General features: G+C 47.9%; 24 protein-coding genes and 2 tRNA genes. 14 read left to right on the forward strand and 12 right to left on the reverse strand.

The annotated features are described in order from the left end of the window. The first annotated feature begins 2 nt into the window (after positions 1 to 2). The 6 genes from H6F73_RS24815 (at position 3) to H6F73_RS24840 (ending at position 4,311) form a co-directional block, all read left to right on the forward strand. Positions 3 to 668: a glutathione S-transferase family protein gene (locus H6F73_RS24815; protein ID WP_190761434.1), complete on the forward strand. Its 666-nt coding sequence runs from the start codon at positions 3 to 5 to the stop codon at positions 666 to 668. Between the two features lie 62 nt (positions 669 to 730). Beyond that, complete coding sequence (locus H6F73_RS24820; protein ID WP_190761435.1) at positions 731 to 1,837, forward strand: AI-2E family transporter; 1,107 nt, start codon at positions 731 to 733, stop codon at positions 1,835 to 1,837. 116 nt (positions 1,838 to 1,953) lie between these two features. After that, positions 1,954 to 2,370 carry a XisH family protein gene (locus H6F73_RS24825; RefSeq protein ID WP_190761436.1) on the forward strand — a complete coding sequence of 139 codons (417 nt, stop codon included), beginning with the start codon at positions 1,954 to 1,956 and terminating at the stop codon, positions 2,368 to 2,370. Beyond that, positions 2,358 to 2,693 (forward strand): XisI protein, encoded by a 336-nt coding sequence (locus H6F73_RS24830; protein ID WP_190761437.1) that lies wholly within the window; start codon positions 2,358 to 2,360, stop codon positions 2,691 to 2,693. The genes H6F73_RS24825 and H6F73_RS24830 overlap by 13 nt, the downstream gene beginning before the upstream one ends. Before the next feature lie 211 nt (positions 2,694 to 2,904). Further along, on the forward strand, positions 2,905 to 3,441 hold the full coding sequence (locus H6F73_RS24835) for a hypothetical protein (protein WP_190761438.1): 537 nt from the start codon (positions 2,905 to 2,907) through the stop codon (positions 3,439 to 3,441). Between the two features lie 36 nt (positions 3,442 to 3,477). Further along, positions 3,478 to 4,311, forward strand: a complete 834-nt coding sequence (locus H6F73_RS24840; RefSeq protein ID WP_190761439.1) for a hypothetical protein — start codon at positions 3,478 to 3,480, stop codon at positions 4,309 to 4,311. A 287-nt stretch (positions 4,312 to 4,598) separates the two neighbouring features. Here H6F73_RS24840 and H6F73_RS24845 read toward each other — a convergent pair. From H6F73_RS24845 to pheS, 5 genes are all read right to left on the reverse strand, one after another. After that, positions 4,599 to 4,672: transfer RNA gene (locus tag H6F73_RS24845), tRNA-Pro, on the reverse strand. A gap of 48 nt (positions 4,673 to 4,720) precedes the next feature. Then, positions 4,721 to 5,086 carry a DUF1818 family protein gene (locus H6F73_RS24850; protein WP_147685521.1) on the reverse strand — a complete coding sequence of 122 codons (366 nt, stop codon included), beginning with the start codon at positions 5,084 to 5,086 and terminating at the stop codon, positions 4,721 to 4,723. 67 nt (positions 5,087 to 5,153) lie between these two features. Beyond that, positions 5,154 to 5,477, reverse strand: coding sequence for a hypothetical protein (locus H6F73_RS24855; RefSeq protein ID WP_147688378.1), 324 nt, complete (start codon positions 5,475 to 5,477; stop codon positions 5,154 to 5,156). 143 nt (positions 5,478 to 5,620) lie between these two features. Next, on the reverse strand, positions 5,621 to 6,541 hold the full coding sequence (locus H6F73_RS24860; protein WP_190761440.1) for a bestrophin family ion channel: 921 nt from the start codon (positions 6,539 to 6,541) through the stop codon (positions 5,621 to 5,623). Between the two features lie 113 nt (positions 6,542 to 6,654). Next, positions 6,655 to 7,659: a phenylalanine--tRNA ligase subunit alpha gene (gene pheS / locus H6F73_RS24865; protein ID WP_190761441.1), complete on the reverse strand. Its 1,005-nt coding sequence runs from the start codon at positions 7,657 to 7,659 to the stop codon at positions 6,655 to 6,657. A gap of 81 nt (positions 7,660 to 7,740) precedes the next feature. Here pheS and H6F73_RS24870 point away from each other — a divergent pair, with 81 nt between their 5' ends. The 5 genes from H6F73_RS24870 (at position 7,741) to H6F73_RS24890 (ending at position 12,086) form a co-directional block, all read left to right on the forward strand. Next, positions 7,741 to 7,893: a hypothetical protein gene (locus H6F73_RS24870; RefSeq protein ID WP_190761442.1), complete on the forward strand. Its 153-nt coding sequence runs from the start codon at positions 7,741 to 7,743 to the stop codon at positions 7,891 to 7,893. Positions 7,894 to 8,135: 242 nt separating this feature from the next. Next, positions 8,136 to 8,615 (forward strand): Fe-S cluster assembly sulfur transfer protein SufU, encoded by a 480-nt coding sequence (gene sufU, locus H6F73_RS24875; RefSeq protein ID WP_190666427.1) that lies wholly within the window; start codon positions 8,136 to 8,138, stop codon positions 8,613 to 8,615. A gap of 64 nt (positions 8,616 to 8,679) precedes the next feature. After that, entirely contained in the window at positions 8,680 to 9,201 is a 522-nt protein-coding gene (locus tag H6F73_RS24880) for a Ycf51 family protein (protein WP_190761443.1), read from the forward strand. 238 nt (positions 9,202 to 9,439) lie between these two features. Beyond that, entirely contained in the window at positions 9,440 to 10,612 is a 1,173-nt protein-coding gene (locus H6F73_RS24885; RefSeq protein WP_190761444.1) for an iron-containing alcohol dehydrogenase family protein, read from the forward strand. Positions 10,613 to 10,898: 286 nt separating this feature from the next. Beyond that, positions 10,899 to 12,086 carry an aspartate aminotransferase gene (locus H6F73_RS24890; RefSeq protein WP_190761445.1) on the forward strand — a complete coding sequence of 396 codons (1,188 nt, stop codon included), beginning with the start codon at positions 10,899 to 10,901 and terminating at the stop codon, positions 12,084 to 12,086. Between the two features lie 69 nt (positions 12,087 to 12,155). Here H6F73_RS24890 and H6F73_RS24895 read toward each other — a convergent pair whose 3' ends face one another. After that, positions 12,156 to 13,529: a DUF4335 domain-containing protein gene (locus H6F73_RS24895; protein WP_190761446.1), complete on the reverse strand. Its 1,374-nt coding sequence runs from the start codon at positions 13,527 to 13,529 to the stop codon at positions 12,156 to 12,158. Further along, a complete protein-coding gene (locus H6F73_RS24900; RefSeq protein ID WP_190761447.1) occupies positions 13,526 to 14,152 on the reverse strand; it encodes a DUF3038 domain-containing protein in 627 nt (208 codons plus the stop codon). The genes H6F73_RS24895 and H6F73_RS24900 overlap by 4 nt, the downstream gene beginning before the upstream one ends. A gap of 421 nt (positions 14,153 to 14,573) precedes the next feature. Here H6F73_RS24900 and H6F73_RS24905 point away from each other — a divergent pair, with 421 nt between their 5' ends. The 3 genes from H6F73_RS24905 (at position 14,574) to H6F73_RS24915 (ending at position 16,599) form a co-directional block, all read left to right on the forward strand. After that, entirely contained in the window at positions 14,574 to 15,086 is a 513-nt protein-coding gene (locus H6F73_RS24905) for an adenine phosphoribosyltransferase (RefSeq protein ID WP_190761448.1), read from the forward strand. 185 nt (positions 15,087 to 15,271) lie between these two features. Continuing rightward, entirely contained in the window at positions 15,272 to 16,276 is a 1,005-nt protein-coding gene (locus H6F73_RS24910) for an ABC transporter permease (RefSeq protein ID WP_242072663.1), read from the forward strand. Positions 16,277 to 16,314: 38 nt separating this feature from the next. Continuing rightward, entirely contained in the window at positions 16,315 to 16,599 is a 285-nt protein-coding gene (locus H6F73_RS24915) for a hypothetical protein (RefSeq protein WP_190666408.1), read from the forward strand. Between the two features lie 75 nt (positions 16,600 to 16,674). Here H6F73_RS24915 and H6F73_RS24920 read toward each other — a convergent pair whose 3' ends face one another. The 5 genes from H6F73_RS24920 to H6F73_RS24940 all read right to left on the reverse strand — a co-directional run bounded on the left by H6F73_RS24920 (position 16,675) and on the right by H6F73_RS24940 (position 24,128). Further along, positions 16,675 to 17,835 (reverse strand): DNA cytosine methyltransferase, encoded by a 1,161-nt coding sequence (locus H6F73_RS24920; protein ID WP_190761450.1) that lies wholly within the window; start codon positions 17,833 to 17,835, stop codon positions 16,675 to 16,677. A 177-nt stretch (positions 17,836 to 18,012) separates the two neighbouring features. Then, positions 18,013 to 18,083, reverse strand: a tRNA-Gly gene (locus H6F73_RS24925). 75 nt (positions 18,084 to 18,158) lie between these two features. Next, on the reverse strand, positions 18,159 to 19,508 hold the full coding sequence (locus H6F73_RS27155) for a TonB family protein (RefSeq protein ID WP_190761451.1): 1,350 nt from the start codon (positions 19,506 to 19,508) through the stop codon (positions 18,159 to 18,161). 147 nt (positions 19,509 to 19,655) lie between these two features. Further along, on the reverse strand, positions 19,656 to 20,381 hold the full coding sequence (gene modB, locus H6F73_RS24935) for a molybdate ABC transporter permease subunit (protein ID WP_190761452.1): 726 nt from the start codon (positions 20,379 to 20,381) through the stop codon (positions 19,656 to 19,658). Between the two features lie 132 nt (positions 20,382 to 20,513). Then, positions 20,514 to 24,128 (reverse strand): response regulator, encoded by a 3,615-nt coding sequence (locus H6F73_RS24940; RefSeq protein WP_190761453.1) that lies wholly within the window; start codon positions 24,126 to 24,128, stop codon positions 20,514 to 20,516. Positions 24,129 to 24,292: the final 164 nt, after the last annotated feature.

Consider the following 24,292-nt stretch of genomic DNA (forward strand, 5'->3'; position numbering starts at 1 on the left):
TCATGTTAAAGCTTTATCACACTCCGATTTCTCCCAACTCCCGCCGCGTCTGGATTACGTTACTGGAAAAACAAGTTGAATTTGAGTTGGTGAAACTTAACCTAGATGGTGATCAATTTCAACCAGAGTTTTTAAAACTTAATCCGTTTCACCACATTCCTGTGTTAGAAGATGATGACTTTAGCCTGTTTGAATCTCTAGCAATTTTGGATTATTTAGAGGCAAAATACCCCAATCCCCCACTGTTACCGAAGGATGCAAAATCTTTGGCAAGGGTGCGAATGGTGGAGTTAGTAACAGTTAATGAATTGATGCCGCTTTTATTACCCTTAGCGACTCAAGCCTGGGGCATTGTTGAACCCGATCCTCAGAAACAGGAAAAGGCGAAGCAGCAAATTAATATAGCACTCGGTTTTTTTGAGGACGTTTTAGGAGACTCTCAATTATTTGGTGGCGAGGGCATCAATCGAGCGGATATCGTCGCCGGCACGGTGGTGACTCAGTTGCCTGGGATTGGTATGTCTCTAGATAATTACCCTAAATTGAGTGCGTGGACTGAGCGATTGACGCAACATCCTAGCTGGCAAAAAACTCAAGTCAGTCAACAAGAAATGCTAGGGTTTATCTCTCGATTGAAAGCTCGAATGCAAGGGCCTTCTAATCGCTAAAAATTGTTGTTAAAAACAATTGCTTTTCGGAATCGGAGTGTCAGGAATCACCTAATCTGTTTATGTCAGAGCAGCGCATTACCGTTTCGATATCTAATCTGTTGGTAATTTTAGCCACCGGCTTGCTGCTGGTGCTACTTTGGCAGTTGCGAAGTCTGCTGGTAACGCTGATGGTTTCAGTGGTGCTGGCAGCTTCAATTGTGCCGGTGGTTAATTGGGCGGAAAAATTTGGCGTTCCCCGGTGGGTGGCGACAATTCTTACTTATCTGACTTTGATAGGCGGATTAACAGGGGTGGGTTTGTTAATTGGGCCGACTGTCATTGAGCAAATTGATCGCTTGATTCGTCAATTGCCGGTTTATTTGGAAGCGCTGCGCCTTTTGGTTGAAAATATAGCGGTTCGACTCAGTGATAATAGTCCAGATTTAATCCGTCAATTTTTTAATACTCAAGCGCTGACAAGTTGGGTGTTTCGTTCTAGTCAACAGTTACTTCTGCGTTCTTATGGGATTACGCGGGGGATTGTGGGCGGTTTTTTTAGTTTGATTTTGTCTCTGTTTCTGTCAGGTTATATGGTGGCAGACAGTCGCACTTTAATTAAAAGTTTAGTGCGGTTGTTTCCGAAGCCTTGGGATGAGCGCTTAGAGGCTCAAGTCGTGCCGGTGAGTCAGCGAATGGGAAGTTACATTCGAGGGCGAGTTTTGGTTTCGGGAATTTTGGCGTTGGGGACAACTGTCGGCTTGAGTTTTTTGGGACTGCAAGATTTTGCCTTGGGTTTGGGTGCCATTGCCGGCGTGACAAATTTGATTCCGTTTTTAGGCCCAATTTTAGGGGTAGTGCCGGCGCTGATTGTCGCCATTTCCCAAGGCGGTTTGCTATTCCTGTGGGTGTTAATTTTATTTGTAGTGATTCAAAATCTGGAAACTTATGTGCTTGATCCCTTGCTGGTAGGGTCTTCTGTAGGGGTGCATCCCCTGTTCCAACTACTATCAGTGTTGGGGGGTGTTCAGGTTTTAGGGATTATTGGAGCGCTGATTGTTCCGCCTTGGTTTGCCGGCGCGGCTGCTTTGGTGGAAAATCTTTATCTAAGACCGAAGTTGATGGCGGAGAGGCGAGAGGCACAAGCTCAAGCAAAGGCAAATGCGGTGCCGGTGGCTCCTTCAACTTGAGACAGGGGTAGAGCGAAACCCAGAGTTAAGTTGCTAAAAAGTAATTTGTGGAGCAGTTCCCACAGAGTCTTGAACAGTAGCCAGTAATATAAAGATGCAAAGTTGAGATTCTGTCTGTGTCCGCTAAAGATGTTTTCCACGAAGCTGTAAAACAGGCACTTCAAAAAGAGAAGTGGGTGATTACTAACGATCCTTTGAGATTTAAGTTCGGCAACGTCAACTTTCAAGTGGATTTAGGGGCAGAACAATTGCTGGCAGCGGAGCGAGCTGGAGAGAAAATTGCGGTTGAGATCAAGAGCTTCTTGAATCCCTCTGCGATTACGGATTTCTACTCTGCGCTAGGACAATTTCTCAGCTATCGTCTTGCTCTAGAGTCTGTTGAGCCAGATCGGACATTGTACTTGGCAGTCCCAGTTGATGTGTATCAAACGTTTTTTCAGTACGGATTCACTCAAACTGCGGTACAACGGTATCAGGTCTTGCTAATTGTGTACGATCCAGCGAATGAGGTGATTGTGCAATGGACAAGGTAGCTCAATACCGGCAATATATTCAGACGTTAATGAGCCGGTATGCCAACGATGATGTTTCGGATGATGCGCTCGAAGTGCAACTCATTTTCGATACCGAAGGAGATCATTACCTGTGGATGAATGTAGGTTGGCAACAGTTCAATAGGATTTACCGCTGCGTGATCCATTTTGATATTAAAGATGGAAAGATTTGGCTCCAGCAAAATTTAACCGATCAGAATCCTGCTGAGGAGCTAGTTGAAATGGGTGTGCCGAGGAAGGATATTGTACTGGGATTACAGCCTCCTTACAAACGACAGTACACCGAGTACGGTGTAGCTTGAAAAGTTCAGTCGCTAAGCTGTCTACAGTGCCGGCATTGCTGATCCTATATGTATCGGGAATGCCTATGAACCGCTACGTCCTTTCCGTAATAGTACGGAGTTTGTTGAGCACACTTAAAATAAGTTCCGTGCTTTTATCATCACGCCTATATACATCAGCATTCCATATTGAGTGGAGAGATTAATTGCTCCTCTGGGGGATAAATAAAAAATGGCAGGACAAACACTATCTAAAGCACAAGCCAACTTTAAGATGGCTCTATGGCAAGCAGATGCAGGATCGATGAGTAGCAGTGACCTGTATGTGTGGTTGAACGATAGTGGATTGCCCCACGAAGTAACGATTAGATTACATGAACTAGCTAACTACACTAAGAAAATTGGAAATAAAGTATTTGATTGCGGCAAAATTATCCTTATTAAAATTATTGAGTTTGTTAAGGCACATCCTAATTTAGTTGCAGGAGTTGGGATAGGAGTGGCTCTAGGATTTGCTGTCAACTACTTGGTAAGTTCTATACCCTTTATAGGAGTGTTGTTGGCACCCTTAGCAGCAGCATTAGCAGCAACATTCGGAATAGTCGTGTTTGGAATAGCAGGACACAGGCTAGACAAACGCGCTCAAGGGAAAGAAGTACAGAACGGACTTATGGGATATGCAGAGGACGTTGTTGAAATAGTCCAAGCCTTTTTTCAATTAATGATTGATGTTTTTAATGTTGTCTTTCAAAATGTCATAACTGCCTAAATATAAACAGATTCAAGTAATTTCAAGAGGTCTAATATGTCTGACACTAAAACCCCCACAAAAGAGCAAATTCTTGAAGCTATAAAGAAATTAGAAAAAAATCCTCACGATAAGATAGGAATCCTATCCGATATTGGAATTGGAGTAGTAGGTGCTGCTGGTGCTGGTTATGCAGCTTCTATCTTTGGAGCTTCCCTCTTCTTTGGGCTAATTCCGGTTGCTGCCCCATTAGCAGTAGTTGCTGGAGGTGCTGCATTAGGTGGACTAGCTCTTGTAGGAGTAAAGAAGATGTTTATTGATGGCACTTTTGATGACGGAAAAAAAGCAGAAATGCTGAAGCAGTTGAAAGAACAGCTAATGGAAATGGAAGCTAAAGAAAGAGCATCTAAACTTGAAGATAGTGACAAGGCAAAATTCATTCTTCTCTTGAAGGAACCAGTAAGGCTCGATCTAATTAGCCTGAAGGATGCTCAGAATTTAATGGCGAATGTAGAGAATGGTCAAGTGCCTTTAAAAGAAGCGTATAAATTAGTGCAAGATTTAATTAAATCAGCACCTACAGGTGGACTAGCTCTTGTAGGAGTAAAGAAGATGTTTATTGATGGCACTTTTGATGACGGAAAAAAAGCAGAAATGCTGAAGCAGTTGAAAGAACAGTTAAGGGAAGCGGAAGCTAAAGAAAGAGCATCTAAACTTGAAGATAGTGACAAGACAAAATTCATTCTTCTCTTGAAGGAACCAGTAAGGCTCGATCTAATTAGCCCGAAGGATGCTCAGAATTTAATGGCGAATGTAGAGAATGGTCAAGTGCCTTTAAAAGAAGCGTATAAATTAGTGCAAGATTTAATTAAATCAGCACCTACACGGTAGGAAAGCGCTGCACATTTTGTAGAGCGATTTAACGAGGCACCACACGCTTAAGAGCGATCGCATTCTTCAGTCATCTCCAAAGCAAAGCAACATAGATCATCATCTTTGCTGTCAAGTAACTTCTCTAGTACAAGCTTATAAAGTGCAGCTACAAAAAAGGACTCCTGAACAGGAGTCTTTTTTTAAATCTAAGTACCAAACAATTTGTCAATTCGGGCAACAATTTGTCCTCCCAGACAACTGATTTGACATTCGATCAAACCGGCTTTTTTAGTGGTTTCTTGAAATCGGAGCGGCGGGATTTGAACCCACGACCCCCACTACCCCAAAGTGGTGCGCTACCAAGCTGCGCTACGCCCCGTTACGAATTCCTATAATAGCACATCTTCCACGGCAAGCAAGCACCCCATTAAAAAACTTTGAGTGCCTGCGCGGCTTGAACCAGACTGGGAACTGCGGATGCCGGCCATTTGCCTTCTGCACCGCGTCCTGAATATAAGATGAAGTGCAGGCTGTAGGCATGAGGCCGGCCTTCCACTTCTAACCAAAGTAAATCACTTTCGGCTTCACAGGCGATGTTCTCTTCATCCATCAATTCCCCCGCCATTTGGCTCATTGTAGCGGCCAGTTGCCCTAGAAGCCGGCAAAAATCATTCAACTCCGCCTCTGTCAACTCTAGCGCCCAATCTTCCCCCCCCACTAAACCTTTATATTCAGCGGCGCTGGGATTCCAGCCTAAGCGCCAACCTGTGCCAGTCTTGACGAGACGATCCATGAAATTCTGCCGGCTTTTTTATTTCAAGGTTTAAGCAATGCTAGTATTTAAAATTTTCACAACAACCTTATGTATTTAAGATTGTCTGACGAAGATCATCGAGACTACTCTCTTCTAGCAAGAGTCGCTTGCCATTCGCCACCAGTACCACCTTATCAATTTTTTTAGCCAACAATGCTTCTTGATATTTTTGATACCAATTATTAATTTGTTGCGATAAAGCTTCTCCGCTTGCGGCTGATAGAATGTGAACAATCACTGACACGACCTTATCCGGTCTTGTTGCTTCTACGGGTTGCCAGGTTCCTCGTGTTATGTCAGGACTGCTTAACAGCGCTTCAGCTGCTTCAACTGCGCCTGTTCCCTCAATTGCCATAGTAACTTCTGCCATATATTTTCCTGCCAATTACGCTACTTTAATTTTACCTTCAATTTTCCTGCTTTTCGGAAAAAGCTATTTTATAATTCTCTTTTTTAACTTAAATTTCTATTATTTTTAACATCTTAAAATTTGAGCCAGTTCTGGCTTCTTCTCTAATTTCTCAGGGTTGATTTTTCCTCAGGTAGATTAACATGAGCATTAGGTGAGAGGGAAATTAAATCTTCAATGTTGCGGAGCATAGTAGCGCAAATCGTATCTAAAGGTAAATCATTGAAATCATGGCCGAATGGATTTTCGATTTCAATGCCAATTTCTTCCACTCCAAACAACATAAAACTAACTAAAGCAACAATCGGCCCTGTCCACCACTGCACGTTATCAACAACTTCAAAAGGTAATATCAAGCAATAAATTAATAGTAATTGCTTTAAATGAATGGCATAAGCCAAAGGAATCGGAGTTTTTAAAATCCGTTCACATCCTCCTAAAACGTCTACCATATTATCTAGTAGCTTATGCATCGCCGCTAGTTGATAATTATTGATGCACCCCCGTTCATTTTGCTTTTGTAAATAATCTCCAATCCAGAAGGCAACTTCTAAAGGAGGGTGGTTCATGCTTTTCAGCTTGAGATACTGCTTCGGCGATATTAACGCCTCTATCTCGCTGTTCATTGCCTGTTGCCGCAGATGCAATTTCGTCGCCACAGCAAAAGCAACCAAGAGTCTTAAAGTTGCTATTTTCTCTTGTGTATCCTGCGGTTCCTTCGCCTCTATCGCTACCCAAATTTGACGCGCAAAGTTGCGAACAGTATTGACTAAAGTTCCCCAAAGTTTGCGACCTTCCCAAAATCGCTCGTAAGCTGTATTTGTACGAAATACTAATAATAACCCTAAAATAATATTAGGGACAAACCCAATTATGTTCCAGCCAACGGGTACTTTAAAATGATAGAGTAGGGAAATAAAAAAGCCAAATACTCCACAAAAAAGCACCTGACCAAAAATTGCTGGAGCGACTGACCCTTTTAACCGTAAACTTATTCGCCACCAGGTCAGTTTGTCAAGTGCCATAAAACTTCTATTGAGGAGTAGTCTAGAGGTATGATCTTGAAAAGTTTTTACGATAAATTGCTAATCGCTACCGGCAGCACAATCTACCTTTAGCGATTAGCACAATGACTTGCTTAAAATTGCCGCAAAAAGCGCAAATCACTGCTGTAAACCCGGCGAATATCGTCAATTTGGTGCAGCACCATTGCGAAGCGTTCTACTCCAAAACCGGCAGCAAAACCCGTATATTTTTCCGGATCGTAACCAACCATTTTAAGGACGTTCGGATCGACCATGCCGCAACCCAAGACTTCTAACCATTTGCCTTGCCACTGCACATCCACCTCAGCAGAAGGTTCAGTGAACGGGAAATAACTTGCACGGAAACGAATCGGCAAATCAGCGCCAAACATTTGCTGTAAAAATTCTTTGAGCGTGCCTTTAAGATCCGTAAAGGTTAGCCCTTCATCAATCGCTAAAAGCTCAATTTGATGGAAAACTGCCGCGTGAGTCGCATCCACGGTATCGCGCCGGTAAACGCGTCCAGGTGAGACAATTCGGATCGGCGGTTCGTGGTTTTCCATGTAGCGAATTTGCACCGAGGAAGTGTGGGTGCGTAGCAGGTTGCCATCTGGTAAATAGAAAGTATCCTGCATATCCCGCGCTGGATGATCCGGTGGCGTATTCAGCGCTTCAAAATTGTAGTAATCGGTTTCCATTTCCGGGCCGGTGGCCACGGTATAACCAAGTCCCACAAAGATATCCACGACCCTATCAATCATTCCATTCAAGGGATGAATTCGACCTTGGGGACGATAAACCCCAGGCATGGTGACATCCAAAGTTTCTGATTCCAGCTTGGCTTGAATTTGAGCGGCCTGCAGCGCTGTCCGCTTAGAATCCAGGTCTGTTTGCACCGCTTCCTTAACCTCATTGGCCATTGCCCCAATGCGAGGCCGGTCGGCTGGACTTAATTTGCCCATGCTGCCTAAGACTTGAGACAGTTGGCCTTTTTTGCCCAGGTAGCCGACTCTGAGTTCCTCTAGGCGTTCGAGAGTGCCGGCAGTGGTGATTGCACTTTGCGCTTCCTGCCGCAGTGTTTCTAGTTGAGCCTCAATATCGCTAATCTGAATCGTCATGCTAGGGGTTGCAAAGGGAATGGAGTTTTTGAATGCAGCCCATTTATATTAGTTTAGAGGCTACAGCCAGATTTCGTGATCATGCTGAGTTTATCGCAATTTGCCCTGACAATTGCCGCTGTTGTTGGGTGTGAGCCGGCAAATTTAGCAGCCGGCCAAACGAGGCTAGCTGCTGACCCTGCCACCACCGGCAGCCTCCAACAAAGTAGCCGATATTTATTTAAAGATAAATGAAAGGGCAAATTTGATGAGGCTTTGCCACAGGTGTCAGATGTTGGACAAAGGTTCGGCAAATTTCGCCGGCTCAAGTCAGTTCTGAAAGACAAAAAATTCACAACATCAGCGATCAGTAAAAAAGCAACTTCTAGAGGTCAATTCAACCGGCATCTGAGTTGTTGGGGCAGAGTTACCCCGCCAAATCGATAGACACTGATAGGATCTAAGTAACGATAAGTTAACATCTGAGCCATCCCATCATGTCTCTTGGCAATCTGCGCGACCTCTACCAGCAAGTTATTCTGGAACACTATAAAAAACCCCGGCATCGCGGTAAAACCGAGCCGGCACATCGGCTGCAACGGGGCCATAATCCTTCCTGTGGCGATACGATTGAGCTAACCCTGCGGCTGAACGATGCCGGTGATCGCATTGAAGATGTCAAATTTGAGGGAGAAGGTTGCGCCATCGCAATGGCTTCTGCTGACTTGATGGCCGATGCCTTGCGGGGGCGAGGCGTTGCAGAAGCCTTGGAAATGGTGCAGCGCTTTCAAGGCATGATGAAAGGCGAAGCCGAATTCCCCAAAGAGTTGCGGAAGTTAAACGTCATGCAAGGCGTCTCACAATTTCCCGTACGAATCAAATGCGCCACCCTCACCTGGCACACCCTCAAAGCTGCCCTCGAATCATCGGGCGATGCTGAGTCCAACGGGTTTGTTACCAACGAAAAAGAATCTTGAATTGCCAGCTTGTTCATTGTTTATTGTTCACGAACAGTGAACTACAGATCGCGAAATAACTCCTATGCCAACAATTGCTGAATTTATCACCGCTACCCAGTGGGCAGCCATCCTCACCTTAGCCTGTGGCGTTCTGACTGGGCTGGCGTTTGTCTTTAAATGGGACATCCGATTTCGGCTAGTGGGTGCCACCGGCTTTATGGGCGTGCTAACTGCCGGTTTATTCGCCCTCACCCTCGTCCCCATCACTCGCACCTCAATTCCCGGTGCAATTCGCTTTTCCACTGTCTACGATATCAGTGGGCCTCATGCGGTGATCGCGGTTCCACCCACCATCACCGAGTCGGAACTAGACGCGACTCTGCGCCAAGCGGCAAGCAACTTGTTTACACCAGGCCGGCTCGGTCAAAATGAAAATCAGCTAACCATCCGCGCCCGCACCATTATCCACCCAGAACCCGGCGTGTCAGAACCGCTTTACATCGGTCAGATCAAGCGTTCACTCCATAATCGCAACGACGAGAACATGAGCGTTGAAATCTTCCGAGACAAATTCGCCCAACTGCCCCAGCCAGAGAAAAGTTAAAACCGTAGTGTGCGAGACAGGTAAGGCGGCGGGTGGGGATTTGGCAAAATTCCAGTCGCTAGCGCCAGCGGCGCTTCAGTGCTTTTTCTGCCGCTTAACCGTTCGCTAACCGGCTGCCCGCCGATTTACCTTAAGTTAAGGTTAAGAACTTCGCTCAGTTAGCGGATCAGTGTGACACACTCACGGTAAAAATTTGTAGACTGATTATCCTGTTACTCAACCCACAAGGCGTTGCCGTATGACCCATCCCGCTGCTTCTAACGTCACAGACGCCTCTAAGGGTGTCTCGATGCTTTATTCGATGAATGTTGCGCCGGCTCAAGTGATTCGCGGTTCCCAAGCCCTCAGTGGCGAAGCAATCGCACGTTTGGGACTGAGGCCGTTAGTGGTGGCCGGCGAACGCACTTTGACAAGTGCCGGCCAGCCCCTGCTGACAGTGCTAGAACAGCAGAAATTAGCCGTGGCGCAAGCTTCTTACAGCCCGGATTGCTCTGAGATGTCCCTGGCAGCCCTGGAAGAAGCGGTGAAGTCCCATCAAGCCGATGTGATTATTGGCTTCGGTGGCGGCAAGGCACTGGATATGGCCAAACTCCTGGCCTATCGCTGCCGGCTGCCGGTGGTGACGATCCCCACATCAGCGGCCACCTGTGCCGCCTGGACAGCCCTCTCCAACGTTTACTCCAACGAAGGTGCTTTTCTGTATGACGTAGCCCTGGCACGCTGCCCGGACTTGCTAATCCTTGATTATGACTTGATTCAAACTGCTCCCCAGCGCACGTTAGTTGCCGGCATCGGTGATGCCCTCGCTAAGTGGTATGAGGCATCTGTTAGCAGTGGTCACTCGGATCAAACCCTCTTGATCGCCGCCGTTCAACAAGCCAGAGTTCTGCGGGATCTCTTGTTTCAAAAGTCTGTGGCTGCCCTGCAAGAACCGGGCGGTGCAGTGTGGCGGGAAGTTGTGGATGCAACGGTTTTACTCGCCGGCATTATTGGGGGGATTGGCGGTGCTCAGTGTCGCACGGTTGCCGCTCATGCTGTACACAATGGTTTAACGCATTTGCTGGCGAGTCATGGCACGCTGCACGGCGAAAAAGTCGCTTATGGCATTCTCGTGCAGTTGCGTTTGGAAGAAACGATCCAAGGCAACCAATTGGCGGCATCAGCGCGGCAACAGCTTTTAAAGTTTTATGCAGAAATCGGCTTGCCGCAAACCCTGAGCCAGTTGGGTTTGGCAAATATTACCCTAACTCAGTTGCAGCAAGCGGCTGAAATTGCCTGTCAGCCGGCTTCAGATATCCACCGGCTACCCTTTACAGTGGTTCCGGAACAGCTGATGGCCGCAATGGTTTCGACAACCGTGCCGGTGGACTCAGGACGAACTTTGCTGGGAATTGAAGAGGGGCTTTGTTAATTCTCATCGCTGATAGCTGATAAGCTAATAATCCAGCGTGTTTGCCAGACTCCAATCTATCCTCGGAAAGATTTAGCCGGCTGCCGCTGCAACTTCAAAGTAGAGCAAATCGCCGCTCTGGGTGGCAAGTTCAGTAAAGCCTTTGTTGTGGCGGATTCAGCCAATCAATTTTCACCCTGAGCGAGAATGTTTGGCTCAAAACCCACCCTGACAGCCGATCGGTTTGCTCAAAACTCGCTTCTCAAATTAGTGTTTTTTTGATTAATCAGAAGAGTGCGGCAATTTAATGACGTTGGATTGGATCGAGCCAGCTAACCGGCTGCAAGCATTACCGCCCTATGTGTTTGCGCGACTGGATGAACTTAAAGCCAGGGCGCGTGAACAGGGGCTGGATTTAATTGATTTGGGCATGGGAAATCCAGATGGCCCGACGCCTCAACCCGTGATTGATGCGGCGATTGCGGCGATGCAAAATCCTGCCAATCATGGCTATCCTCCCTTTGAAGGCACCGCCAGCTTCCGCCGCAGCATTAGCAATTGGTATAAGCGCCGGTATGGGGTTGAACTCGATCCCGATAGCGAAGCGCTGCCCCTCCTCGGTTCTAAGGAAGGTTTAACTCATTTAGCCATTGCTTATATTAATCCTGGGGATTTGGTGCTGGTGCCATCCCCAGCTTATCCGGCCCATTTTCGCGGGCCGGTGATTGCCGGCGGCAAGGTTCACAGTTTAATCCTGAAACCGGAAAACGGCTGGCTGATTGATGTAACCGCGATTCCTGACTCGGTGGCAGAACAAGCCAAGATTCTGTATTTCAATTACCCCAGCAACCCCACCGGCGCAACCGCACCCCGCGAATTTTTCGAGGAAATTGTTGCTTTTGCCCGCCGGTATGAAATCTTGCTCGTCCATGACTTGTGCTACGCTGAGCTGGCTTTTGATGGCTATCAGCCCACAAGTTTGCTGGAAATTGAGGGGGCTAAGGATATTGGGGTTGAGTTTCACACCTTGTCCAAGACTTACAACATGGCCGGCTGGCGTGTTGGCTTTGTGGTGGGCAACCGGCACATTATTCAAGGACTGCGGACGTTAAAAACAAACTTGGATTACGGGATTTTTTCCGCAATTCAATCGGCTGCGGAAACTGCCCTGCAATTGCCGGATGTTTACCTGCATGAAGTACAAAATCGTTACCGAACCCGACGAGATTTTCTGATTGACGGATTGGGTAAACTCGGGTGGGATGTTGACAAAACGCTGGCGACGATGTACCTCTGGGTGAAGTGTCCCCCTGGTGCCGGTTCAACGGATTTTGCCTTGACGGTATTGCAGCAGACAGGTGTGGTTGTGACCCCAGGCAATGCGTTTGGACAAGGCGGTGAGGGTTATGTGCGCGTGAGTTTAATTGCGGATTGTGATCGCCTTGGCGAAGCCTTGCGCCGCTTTGAAGATGCCGGTATCCGCTATCAGTCGTAAAGGACTACCTGGGGGAGAGAGCAAAATTTACTTTGCTCCCCCCCTCTAAACGACAGCAGGAACTGCCGGTTAACGGAATCCTTTCCAAGGACTGACTTGAAGCACCCCTCTGGGGGTAAAAACGACTCTAAATTGAGCCAGTTGTTGCTGAGTATCGGCACCCTCCGTTGAGTTGCCGGCAGCCGAGGCCAGTTGTTGCAATTTCTCCAGGGGCGTTTCCTGAACGTAATCAAAGGCGGGTTGATTCAGCGGCGTGAAGTTGGCGATGGTGCCATCTGGGTTAATACCCACGCGGTAGATTAACTCACGCTCAAACGAGGGAGAGTTTTTCCAGTTTCGATCAATTTCCTTGTACAGCTGATCCTGCAAATCTTCTAGCTGTCCGGGATCGGAAATATCTGGGGGTAGGCTGGGATCTGCGGTGTAGCCTTTCCAGGGACTGACTTCCAGATTCCCTCCCTCGCTCAACACGACTTTGAACTGGGCGAGAGATTCTGGAGTGGCTTGACCGCCGCCTGGGGGAATGTAAACTAAGTCTGACAAAGGCGTTTCCCGTGCATCTATCGCGCCTTGGTTTGCCGGCTTATAGCCAACAATTGCACCATCTTGGCCCACACCAACACGATAAACAAGTTCCTGTCCAAACGAGTTGTCGCGTTTCCAAGCGCGATCAATTTGGTCGTAAAGTTTCCACTTCAAACCTTCGAGTTGGTTGGGATCGCTAATCTCCGGCAAGGTTGACAGGGCAGTTTCTAACTCTGACGCGGAAGGGGGAGAAGCACCGGCATTAGAGTTAGCGCTGGTGTTGGTTAACGTATTATTGCTAGAACCCGACTGTTGCACCGGCTCTGTAGGGCGTCGCACGTCGGGAATGGGAAAGAAAGAAGCCGCGATCGCTGCAGCGGCTAAAGTTGACACCCCAATGGCTGCCGGCATGGCACGGCGGGCTACCGGCTTGTAGGTTTGGGCAGATTTCTTAGAAACGGGTGTCAAGCGGAGAGACAACTCTGGCAGCGTCCGAGAGTCTGCAAAAAACTGATCGACTGCCTCTACCAAATCAAACAGTTGCACGGTTGTCAGATCAAAGTGTGTCGGAGATGCCGGTTTCGCGACACTGTGCCCATCCGGGGAGTGTAGAGTCAGCCGGTGCAAGTTTCCGTCAATTTTTCGCACCTCCACCAAGGATGGCTGAGCAGTTGGATCGATGGGGTGGGGCACTCCGCTCAAAACTTCTTGGGCGTAGCGGCTGAGTGCCGTAACTAAGCTTTCTAAAAACTCCCGTCCCCCGCTCAGTGTCTGCTCTCGACCGGCAAATCGGCATTCCGCACCGATTAGCAGCGACATCAAAGGGCGACTGTCTGAGGGGCTGCTAGAAGCGCTCTCGCTCATGCCTTCTAGGAGCAAGGTGCAATTCGGTAAATTGTATTGGCGTAGAATTGTCATGCCACCTCTCCATCAAACAGACTAATCCAAAATCGTTGCATTCCGGCGGTGCCGGTGCAAAACAGTAATTTACCCAGCAATTCTAGAGCCAGCTGGTTCAATTTTTCATCGGTGTTGTACACCAGAACACCGGCTCTGCGCGGGTTCATCCGGCTGCGGAAATGCGCCCGGAAGCGTTCTAAATAATCAGACAGCCGCAAATGGTGTTCGAGGGGAACTTGCTTGTCTCGTAGTTGCTGGTAGTCCATGAGCAGCTGACGAATTAATACCGTCATCCGACGTGCTAAGTGGCAGGCAATCATTACCAGCGCTTTGGCTTCTTCCAATCTCAGGGGACGCCGCTGGCTGTAACGCCTCAGCGGGTTGGTACTGCGAAGTCGCCACAGGACGACCCGATTTTGAATAATTTCGTCGATCTCCAGTTCTTTGGCCAAGGCTAAGATGGCTTCAGAGCCTTTAAGATCCAAGGCTTCAATGGCCAGTAAAATCAGGTCTATTTGCAACCGTGTGCGACGAGGACAGCCCAGCTCAGAGATGAGAGGGTTCGGCAGACTGTCCAAAATCAGCGGGGTTGACCGTTCGGGCGGACTGTTGGATTGCATTACGCTTACTGGACCATTCATGCTAACTGCCTGGGGGGGTCAACTGGACTAATCAAGACTAAATTTATAATGGCTTGCAAACAAAAATACCTAAGTTTTTCTATTGACATTGATGCCCTTTTATACTAATGGCGCGAACCCATCTGTGTGCTACCAAAATTCAGCACTGGAAATTAAAAATCCGGGTACAAACAAACAGTCAATTTTAGCAAGATTTCTGCACAGTGATTTGTAAGGGCACATAAGAGAGCTGGGCATTTTGATGGGGGTTGGCGGTGAGCCGGTGCTAAATTCTAGTGTAGGGGATCACAGCAAGATTGCTTGACAAACGCACCATCAAGAGCTGTACGATTTTGTCGCAACCCCTGTCAGGCTAGAGGATAGTTCCCGAACCGGCAGACAAGACGATACTGATGCCAAACTCACCCTCAATCATCAACTCATGGATTTGAAGTCTCTGATTCGCGACATCCCAGATTTTCCGAAACCGGGTATTTTGTTTCGGGATATTACGACGCTCTTGCGCGACCCAGAGGGGCTGCGCTACACCATTGACACGATGTCAGAAAAATGTGCCGATTTAAAACCCGATTATATTGTTGGCATGGAGTCACGAGGCTTCATTTTTGCAGTGCCAATGGCTTATAAACTGGGTGCCGGCTTTGTGCCGGTGCGGAAACGAGGCAAGTTGCCGGCGGCGATTTATGCTGTCGAGTATGAGCTAGAGTATGGGACAGACCGGCTCGAAATGCATCAGGATGCCTGGGAACCGGGCAGTCGGGTGCTAATTGTGGACGATCTGATGGCAACCGGCGGTACGGCAAAGGCGACGGCGGATCTGGTGCAGCAGACGGGCGGCGAATTGGTCGGTTTTGGCTTTATCTTAGAGCTAGCGGCTTTGGGCGGTCGTCACAAACTGCCAGATGTGCCGGTGGTGACTTTAATCGAGTATTAAGGCGTATGGGGCAAGGCTTCGCCAACTCAAAGGTAGAAGCAGCGAAAATCGGTTATGGGTAATTTCTATGCTTCTTTGTTGCTTTGCCGCTTTGCCCCTGCCTCCATCTCTATCTAATCGGTTTTTTTATGACTTCTACTAAGCATTCCTCAGGCAGCCGGGGGTTAGAATCTTTTACAAATAGAATGGCGGCGCTAGCCACTAGCGAGACGCTTTTATATGTGTTAAAGCGGCTGCTACAGGCACTTTTAACGCTATTTTTGGCATCGGCGCTGTGCTTTGCAATTATTGAACTAGCACCGGGAGATTACTTGGATACGCTGCGACAAAATCCCAAGATTTCTCCAGATACTATCAAACAATTAAGTATTAATTTTGGGTTAGATAGGCCGCCGGTTGAGCAATATTGGCATTGGTTAAGCCGAATTTTGACTCACGGAGATTTTGGTACAAGTTTTGTTTACCAACGCTCCATCGCATCTCTGTTGTGGGAGCGCATACCGGCAACTCTATTGCTAGCAATTTCATCGTTAATTTTGACTTGGGCAATTGCAATTCCTCTGGGGATTATTGGCGCGGTTCAGCAAAATGATCTCGCTGATCGCATCCTGCGTATCATTAGCTATATCGGGCAAGGTTTTCCCAGCTTTATCACAGCGTTGGTACTCTTGTTTTTCGCTCAAGTGACTTCCCCCCTCTTTCCAGTCGGCGGCATGACTAGCATTAATTATGCGGATTTAACGCCGTTGGGTAAAGTTTTGGATATTGGCTGGCACATGATTTTACCGACAATCGCGCTCAGTGTTACCAGTTTTGCCGGCTTGCAGCGAATTACTCGCGGACAATTGCTAGATGTACTGCGCCAAGATTATATCCGAACCGCTCGTGCAAAGGGTTTACCAGAAAATCGAGTCATCTATATACACGCTCTGCGAAATGCGGTGAATCCTCTAATTACATTATTAGGATTTGAGTTTGCCGGCTTGTTGGGTGGGGCGTTTATTGCAGAGTTTTTCTTTAATTGGCCCGGATTAGGCCGGATGATTTTGCAAGCGGTAACGAATCAAGATAAGTATTTAGTGATGGCAAGTTTGATGATGGGTGCTGTCATGCTAATTGTAGGCAATTTGTTAGCAGATTTACTCCTAAAAGTTTCTGATCCCCGGATTAAACTGGAAGATATGAATTAACCTAAATAAGGGAAAAAATTTTTTATTGCTGGGAGAATATGTTTTCACAAATTCACTATTTAGTTCGTTCTAAAGCTGACGGTAGCTATTTGGCGGCTCATCCCAATACTAGCGGCGGCAAAGGCTATTTGCTGATGTTTCAAGAGCATTCTGACGCGCTGAGCTACCTCAATACGCACGGTGCCGGTGTTGCGGATAAGTTTGGCGTGGAGTCAATCACCGGCTCTCAGTTGAAGGGTTTGTTGACTCGCTGGGGGTTTGCCGGTGTGGGAATTGTTAAAGATCCGCTTTTGCCAACAGTTGATTTTTTATCTAACAGTTGAAATTATCACCCATTTAGAAGTAAAAAAAGATACTTTTATCTTCTTTGCGGCATGACGAGCGCCGAGTCTGAATGTTCATGAAATTAATTCTACGACGCGCTCGACTTTACTGATTTCTAAATAATCCAAAATTGTCTGAGCGAGTGCTTGTGCAGCTAAGTAAGGAACCCCATTCCCTACTGTTTTAAATAAAATGTTTAAGGGTAAGTAAGGCGGCAGATAAAAGTTTTTTGGCAAAGATTGTATTGCCAGCGCCTCAGCTACAGAAATTCTCCGGGTTTTGTAGGGATGTAAATGAACTTCGTTATTTCCATAGCAAGCGGTTGGAGAATAACGCCATCGGTGAAGGCGTTTGTAAGATTTTTTGGAAGTATCACCTTCTTCAACTGATTTAAATCGGTTGAGACCGGCTCTCGGTTTAAAATGATGTTGGGCATTTAGATGGTTAAGTACCTCATTTTGCTGAAACCAATATTCAACGGTTAGCTCTTGTGGAATATTATCCGGAAAAGGCAGTTCTGAATCTTCCTGAAATGGGTTAGTTTGCAACCAAGGGAAGGACAGTATTTCTGTTTTTGAATATCTAATATACTTTTTCCAAGGAAAAGCACTCTCAACAATATTTTTTTGCAGAGCAATATGAGTGCTTTGATCACTAATCAATTCTTCACGAAATCCCAGAAGAATAATTCTGTCTCTGTCTTGAGGAACTCCATACTCTAACGAGTTAATAAGGCGTTCAGTTAAAATATAACCGGCTTCTTGCGTTTTAGATTTGAGTTCGTCAAAAAACAATCGATGTTTTTTCGTTTGCCACAGTCCTTTAACATTCTCGAAAAGAAAGAAGTCTGGTTTCTGCTGACAAATTAATTCAATGTAGGCAGCCGAAAGTTTACCACGCTCTCCTTCTCCACCTTTATTTTTACCACCTATCGAGAAGTCAGGGCAAGGCGGGCCACCGATAAACCCAATAATATTACTCGATTTGCGAGCCTCTTTGATTAATTCTTCGAGCTTTAATTTATCTTGACCTTCGGTTAGTTTAATCACATCTTCTTGAAAATAACCGAATTTTGGCTCTGGCAAATTAAGATTTTGCCGAGAATAACGGTAGGCTGCTAGAAAAGCTGGGTGAATTTCGTTCACATAAACGATATTGTAACCGCTCAATTCAAACCCTAAATCGAGAAAGCCGGTTCCTGAGAAAAATGAGAAGATACTGGGACGTTGACTCATGCAATGACCTGCAACCGCAAAAGAGATAACGCTAATCACAGAAGTGACGAAACTCTAGCTTACCGTCTCGCTCGGCAGGAAGTTGATAGAACTGTTGCAGATGCAATGTCAATTTAGACTGAAACCGACCTACAAAGTAAAGCTTGAACCCCTTGCTTCCTATAGGTTTGACTTAAAAGCGGGCAGCGGGAATCGAACCCGCGTCTTTAGCTTGGAAGGCTAAGGTTTTACCATTAAACCATGCCCGCAATCCAACGCATTTTTAAATATATCATGATTTTGCCAGATGTGAACAAAATTTGAAAAAACTCTTTTTTGATGTTCTAGAGTGGGTCAATTCTAAGCCTGACCTCCAATTCACCGGCAACAGGTTGACCGCCTTGGTATGCCGGCTCAAATTCCCATTGTGCCATCAGGTTTTCCGCCCACTGATCATAAGCCGGTGATTGACTGCCTTGCCGCATCTGTATGACTTCAGCTCGTCCTGTGGGACTCACCATTACATACAAAGTGACCTCCTGACCAAGAGCGATTTGATCAATTTGCGGCGGATAGGCCAAGTCAGGAAACTCGTCAGAAAGCCTCATGGGTTTGGCTTCTCGACCGGCATCAGGAATATCCTTGTCTGGGTTAGCCAAGCGAACCCCCACAACACTGACTCTCACCCCGACACCGGCACCCTCTGAAGGCTCTGGCTCCCCTGCCGGTTCCGATGGAGTCTCTGGCTCCTGAGCGGTTTCTGTAGGTTGATTGTCCCTTGGTGGTGGTACGGGTGGCAACTCTTCACTAGATGTTGCCGGCCCACTCGGTTCAGGTTCGGGTTCTGGCGTTGGTGTGGGTGTCGGTTCCGGAATCGGTTCGGGTTCTGGCGTTGGTTCTGGAGTGGGTGTCGGTTCTGGCGTTGGTTCTGGAGTGGGAGTTGGTTCAGGTTCGGGTTCAGGCGTTGGTGTGGGAGTTGGTTCTGGCGTTGGAGTGGAAGTTGGTTCTGGCGTTGGTGTGGGAGTTGGTTCTGGCGTTGGTGTTGGTGTGGGAGTTGGTGTGGGAGTTGGTTCTGGTGTTGGTGTGGGAATTGGTGTTGGCGCTGGCGCTGGTGCCGGCTTAGGAATTGGTGTTGGCGCTGGCGCTGGTGCCGGCTTAGAAATTGGTGTTGGCGCTGGCGCTGGTGCCGGCTTAGAAATTGGTGTTGGCGCTGGCGCTGGTGCCGGCTTGGGAATTGGCGTCGCTGTAGCTACCGGCTTAGGAATTGGCGTAGGTGTGGGTGCCGGCTTGGGAATTGGCGTAGGTGTGGGAGTCGGCTTATTAACGCCACCCTTAGAAGCCGGTGGCGACTTGGCTGGTGCCGGCAGCAGCGCCGTGTTACCTGAAGCAGAAGAAACAGCCGGTTTACTCGCCGGCGTTGGAATTGCTTTAGCAGGAGTTTTTGGGGGTGCTGGTGGCTTCGCCTTTTGTTGAGGCGCTGCTTTTGGCGTTTCTGTTTTTGGAGTCTCTACAAACAGATCAATTGCAATTGGCTCATCCCCCGACTGAACGAGAAGCGGCAAGCTGAGAGATCGTGCCAACCAGAAAACGAGCAAATGCAGAAAAACAGAACCCAGAGACACCCCCACCCAGAGTGCCGGTGGATCGGTGTGTCTGCGCCAGTTCGGTGGATCAGTTGGAGCAGTTGAAGTCATTGAGCTTTAGATTCTAGAGTTTGTCATTGTCCGTTGTCATTTGTCCTTTTGAAAACTTGACAAATGACAGATAACTCTTGACCCATAACGAAAAGAGCTATTCTTGAATCCCAAACCCATTATGATAAACCGTTAACTTTTCCTTTTCTATTGTGCGTGACGTTGTTCTAAATAATTGGTGAGCGAGACAACCACTAAGGAGATGAAACTGAGAATTACCACTAAAATCAATGCCAGCCGCTCATTGCCGGCAGTCGCAGCCTCATAAATTGCCATTGGCATCGTTTGTGTAGCCCCCGGAATATTGCCGGCAATCATCAGTGTCGCGCCAAATTCACCCAAAGCTCGCGCAAAACTGAGAACAACCCCAGCAAATATCCCCTTCCACGCCAAAGGTAGCCAAACCCGCCAAAAAACTTGCCATTCAGATTGGCCCAAAGTTTGAGCCGCTTGTAAATAAATCGGATCGACACTTTCCAAAGCTGCCCGCGTTGTTTTCACCATCAATGGCAGTGCCATCACCGCCGCCGCCACCACAGCGCCTTGCCAGGTAAAAACCAAACTCCAGCCGGTTATTTCATAAAGAGGCCGGCCTACAAACCCATTGCGCCCAAATAAAACTAATAAATAAAAGCCCACAACCGTTGGGGGTAACGTCAGCGGTAGAGTAATCAACGCTTCAAATACAAACAGTAAAAAATTAGAAGGAAGAAATCTAACTTGCCTTTCCTTCTTTTCCCTTTTTTCTTGTATATTATGCCGCGCCAATAAGTAGCCGATGAGTCCCCCAATGAGCGCCACAAAAACTGTTGCCAAAAGTGCCACCTGCAACGACAAGCGCAAAGAACTGAGAATTGAGAATTGAACACTCATTTCTGAATTTAACCTCTTGCAAAAATCTTAAAAACCAACAAATAAACGCCTTAAACAGATAACCTTATCTGCGTTAATCTGCGTCTATCTGCGGTTAAAAAAACTTTTTGCCAGAAGTTTACTCTCAACGCTTTACTCGTGCGAATTCACCACAAAAGTGAGAACCGTCTCATCAATTCCCTTCAATTTAAGTGGACGGAATTTTGTAATTTCCTCCTCATCTAGATAATCTGCAACTGCTGCTGAAACCAGAATACTCCCCGGATCTGCCGCCTCTTGTAACCGCGCCGAGATATTCACCGAAGGGCCAATCGCCGTATAATCCGCTCGATCAGCCCCACCGAACATTCCCACCACAGCCGTGCCTTGATGAATGCCACAGCGAAACTGAATAGGTGCCACACCTTGCGCCCCTACTAAACCTTGCTCTTGCCAGCGCCGGTTTAGGATTGCCAAATGATGCTGCATTTGCCGTGCTGCTGCCACCGCCCGCCGCACCTGCTCATTAGGCGTCAGTTCCTCCGGTGCCCCAAATAAAGCCATCACAGCATCTCCCACAAACTTATCCACCGTACCGCCGCTATCAAACACCGCTCGCGTCATTTCCGCTAAATATTCATTGAGCACTTCAGCCACCCGGCGCGAGCGCAATGTATTAGCTAACTGGGTGAATCCCACAATGTCACTAAATAAAATCGTGATTAAACGGGGTTCTGGACGCAGATCGAGCAACAGCTCACCGGCAGCCGCTTTAATCACCATTGAAGGCGGCAAGAACCGGCGCAACACAGACTCGGTTAGATAGGTATTGAGTTCTTGTATCCGGCGCTCATTTTCCTTCAGTGCCAAGAGATTTCGCACAGATGCCAGCAATTCGCGATCATTAAACGGCTTTGCTAAATAGCCATCCGCCCCTCCTTCCACACCTTCAATGCGAGTGTCTTCATTAACTTTTGCTGTTAACAAAATGATTGGAATTCCTTTTAAACCCTCCTCTTCTCGAATCATGCGAATCATATCCAAACCTGATACCAAAGGCATCATCAAATCCGTCACTATTAGGTCAGGATGCTGTTCTTTTGATAGCGAGAAGCCTTCCGCTCCATTGCGAGCCACAATAACGTGATAGCCTTGTTGCTTGAGAATGCCAGAGACATAGGTACGCAGATCAGGATTGTCATCGACAAATAAAACCGACTGCTGAGCTTTCGGGAGTCCGCCTTGTGCCGGCACAGATGGCTGCGTTGGAGATGCAGAAGTTTTGCGAGTGGCTTCTTTTAACTCTTCACTTAACTCTAATAAATCATGAGTTTCTTGCTCAAACTCCACATCTGCTAACTCGACTGCAGCGCGAGAAGGCAGCACCCCGGTTGGCACTTCAATAATTTGTTCCGGAGGCAGATGAGCCGTTCCGATTGGCAGCCAAATCGTGAAAGTCGCCCCTTGCCGGTAAACTGATTCAACAGCAATTTGGCCGCCGTGGAGTTCCACCAGTTCTTTCACCAAAGCCAAACCCAAACCGCTGCCCTCATAAGACCGGCTTGCCGAGCCTTCTGCCTGACGGAAGCGCTCAAACAAATGAGGAATCTGATCAGAGCGAATGCCAACGCCAGTATCTTTGACTTGCAAAAGACAATGATCCCCAGCTCGTTGCAAGGTAACAATAATACTGCCGCCTTTCGGCGTAAACTTCATCGCATTGGACAGTAAATTGTAGAGTACCTTATCAAATTTTTCTAAATCTAAGTAAACTGAAGAACACTCGCTCAGATGCGTATAAACCCCCACTCCTTTTTTGTCGCAATAAGGGCGGAACGAATCCACAGTTTGGTTAACAAAATCCACCAAATCGCAGGGGCGGAATGTTGGCTGCATCCGACCGGCATCAATGCGCTGTAAATCTAGCAGTTGGTTCACCAGTCGCAACAAGCGGCGGGAATTTCGCAAAGCGATCTCCGCCTGCGCGTAGGGCAAATCTCCATGCTGGGCCACCACCGATTCCAGCGGCCCGAGCATCAGCGTCAGCGGGGTGCGGAACTCGTGAGAAATATTTTGGAAAAACTCGGTTTTCAGCCGGTCAAGTTCGAGCAACCGTTCCGCCTGCTGTCGTGTTTTTTGATAAAGTCGGGCCTGCTGCACTGCGATTGCCGCTTGCGCTGCCACTGCCTGGGCCAGCTCAATTTCTGATGCCTCCCATTGTCTGGGTGCGTGAGTTTGGCGCAGAGAAATACTGCCAATAATTTGCCCGTCTGAGATCAGGGGCACCACTAACAGCGCCCGTGCCGGCGAACGCAGCGGCATATCGAACACATTCAGTTCGGGCTTGCTTTCCAGATCGCTCACCACCACCGGCTGTTGCGTCATTAGCAGCTGGAGCAGCACAGGATTGCCCCGAATAGGCACGACAGACCGGGGAAGCAACGATGAGGGTGCTGGGGTGTTTTGTGCCTCCCTGGCGTTCCTAGAAGCTCCTAACGCTTTGTTTTCGCCGGCTTTAGCGTTTCCTGCGGGCCGGCTGAGAGTTCCCGGCGAGTAAGAGGGGCTGGCCGGCTGATGTGAACTTTCCAGGGGTTCTTTGTGATACGTGTCTTGCAACGAGTCATACAAACCCACACACTGGACATACTCATCCTCCTCCGTCCACAAAGATAGGGCGCAGCCATCCGCATGAAGGGCTTGCCCCAACTGTTGGGTGATGGCGGCAAAAATATCTTGCGGGTTGAGGCTGGAGCGAATTGCGGTGGTGATCGTATTAATCAGCGCCTCGCGTTTGGCCAGCGCCCGCACCTGTTCGTAAGCCCGTGCTTGGGCCAGTGCGAAGGCAGCTTGGTCAGCCACCATAATTACCATCTGGACTTCGTCATCCTGCCACACACGCGGCGTCCCGAACTCGTGCAATGCCAGCACTGCCATAAAATCGAGCCGGCAGAACAGCGGGACGACTAAGCTAGAGCGAATATTTGCGGCTTGGTAAATGGCGGCACGCTCTCTGCCTTCTTCGGTCTCGCTAAACCGCTCATCCGCCAGCACATCATTCATCACCTCGACATCGCGGGTGTCCCAAACTGTCTGGAATAAGGATGAAGTGGGAAGGGTAGAAGATGAATGAGAATTTCCTTTTTCCTCCCTCTTCTTGCCGTTTTCATCCTTTTGATAGATAAAGCACTCGTTCGCTAGTTGGTCATCATGAACCGGACGCAGGATACAGCAGCTGACCTCAAACATTTGGCCAACGGTTTCTACGATCGTCTGGAGAATCTGCCGGTAGTTGGTGCGCGAGCGAATGGTATTGGTGACTGCATTGAGCAGTGATTCTTGACGGAGCGTGCGGCAGAGTTCTTTTGTGCGGGCTTTTAGTACATTGTGAGTGTCTACGGCTTGTCGCACAAGCGCTAGAAGCTGTACAGCGTCCCAAGGTTTGGTAACGTATTTGAACACCTTACCGGAGTTAATTGCTTCCACCAAATCTTCCACATCGGTGTAGCCGGTGAGAATAATTCGGATCACATCTGGATACTGGGTTGCAGTGAGGCTGAGGAATTCAGTTCCGCTCATCAGGGGCATCCGCTGATCGGAAATGATCACAGCAATATCACCGGCTGTGGCGAGAATATCCAGCGCCGCCGGCCCACTTTCTGCCCTCAGCACTTGGTATTCCTCATGGAAGGTGCGATAAAGCAGATCCAGGTTATCTGGTTCGTCATCGACAACCAGTATTTTAGTTTTACTGTTTCCTTGGGATGTCATGCACCGCTCTCCTGCTGCTGAGGCAGTTAGATCTAACATCGTCTCATCAGGCTAAATAAATTTCCCAGTCGAAATCGCCCTTTGGGGCAAAGACATTTTAACGGGCAGATTTGGGATTTGAGAAAGCTCAAATCTTTTTAAACCCAATCAATCAGAATGGAGCT

It is taken from the genome of Microcoleus sp. FACHB-68 (assembly GCF_014695715.1).
Taxonomy (GTDB): domain Bacteria; phylum Cyanobacteriota; class Cyanobacteriia; order Cyanobacteriales; family Oscillatoriaceae; genus FACHB-68.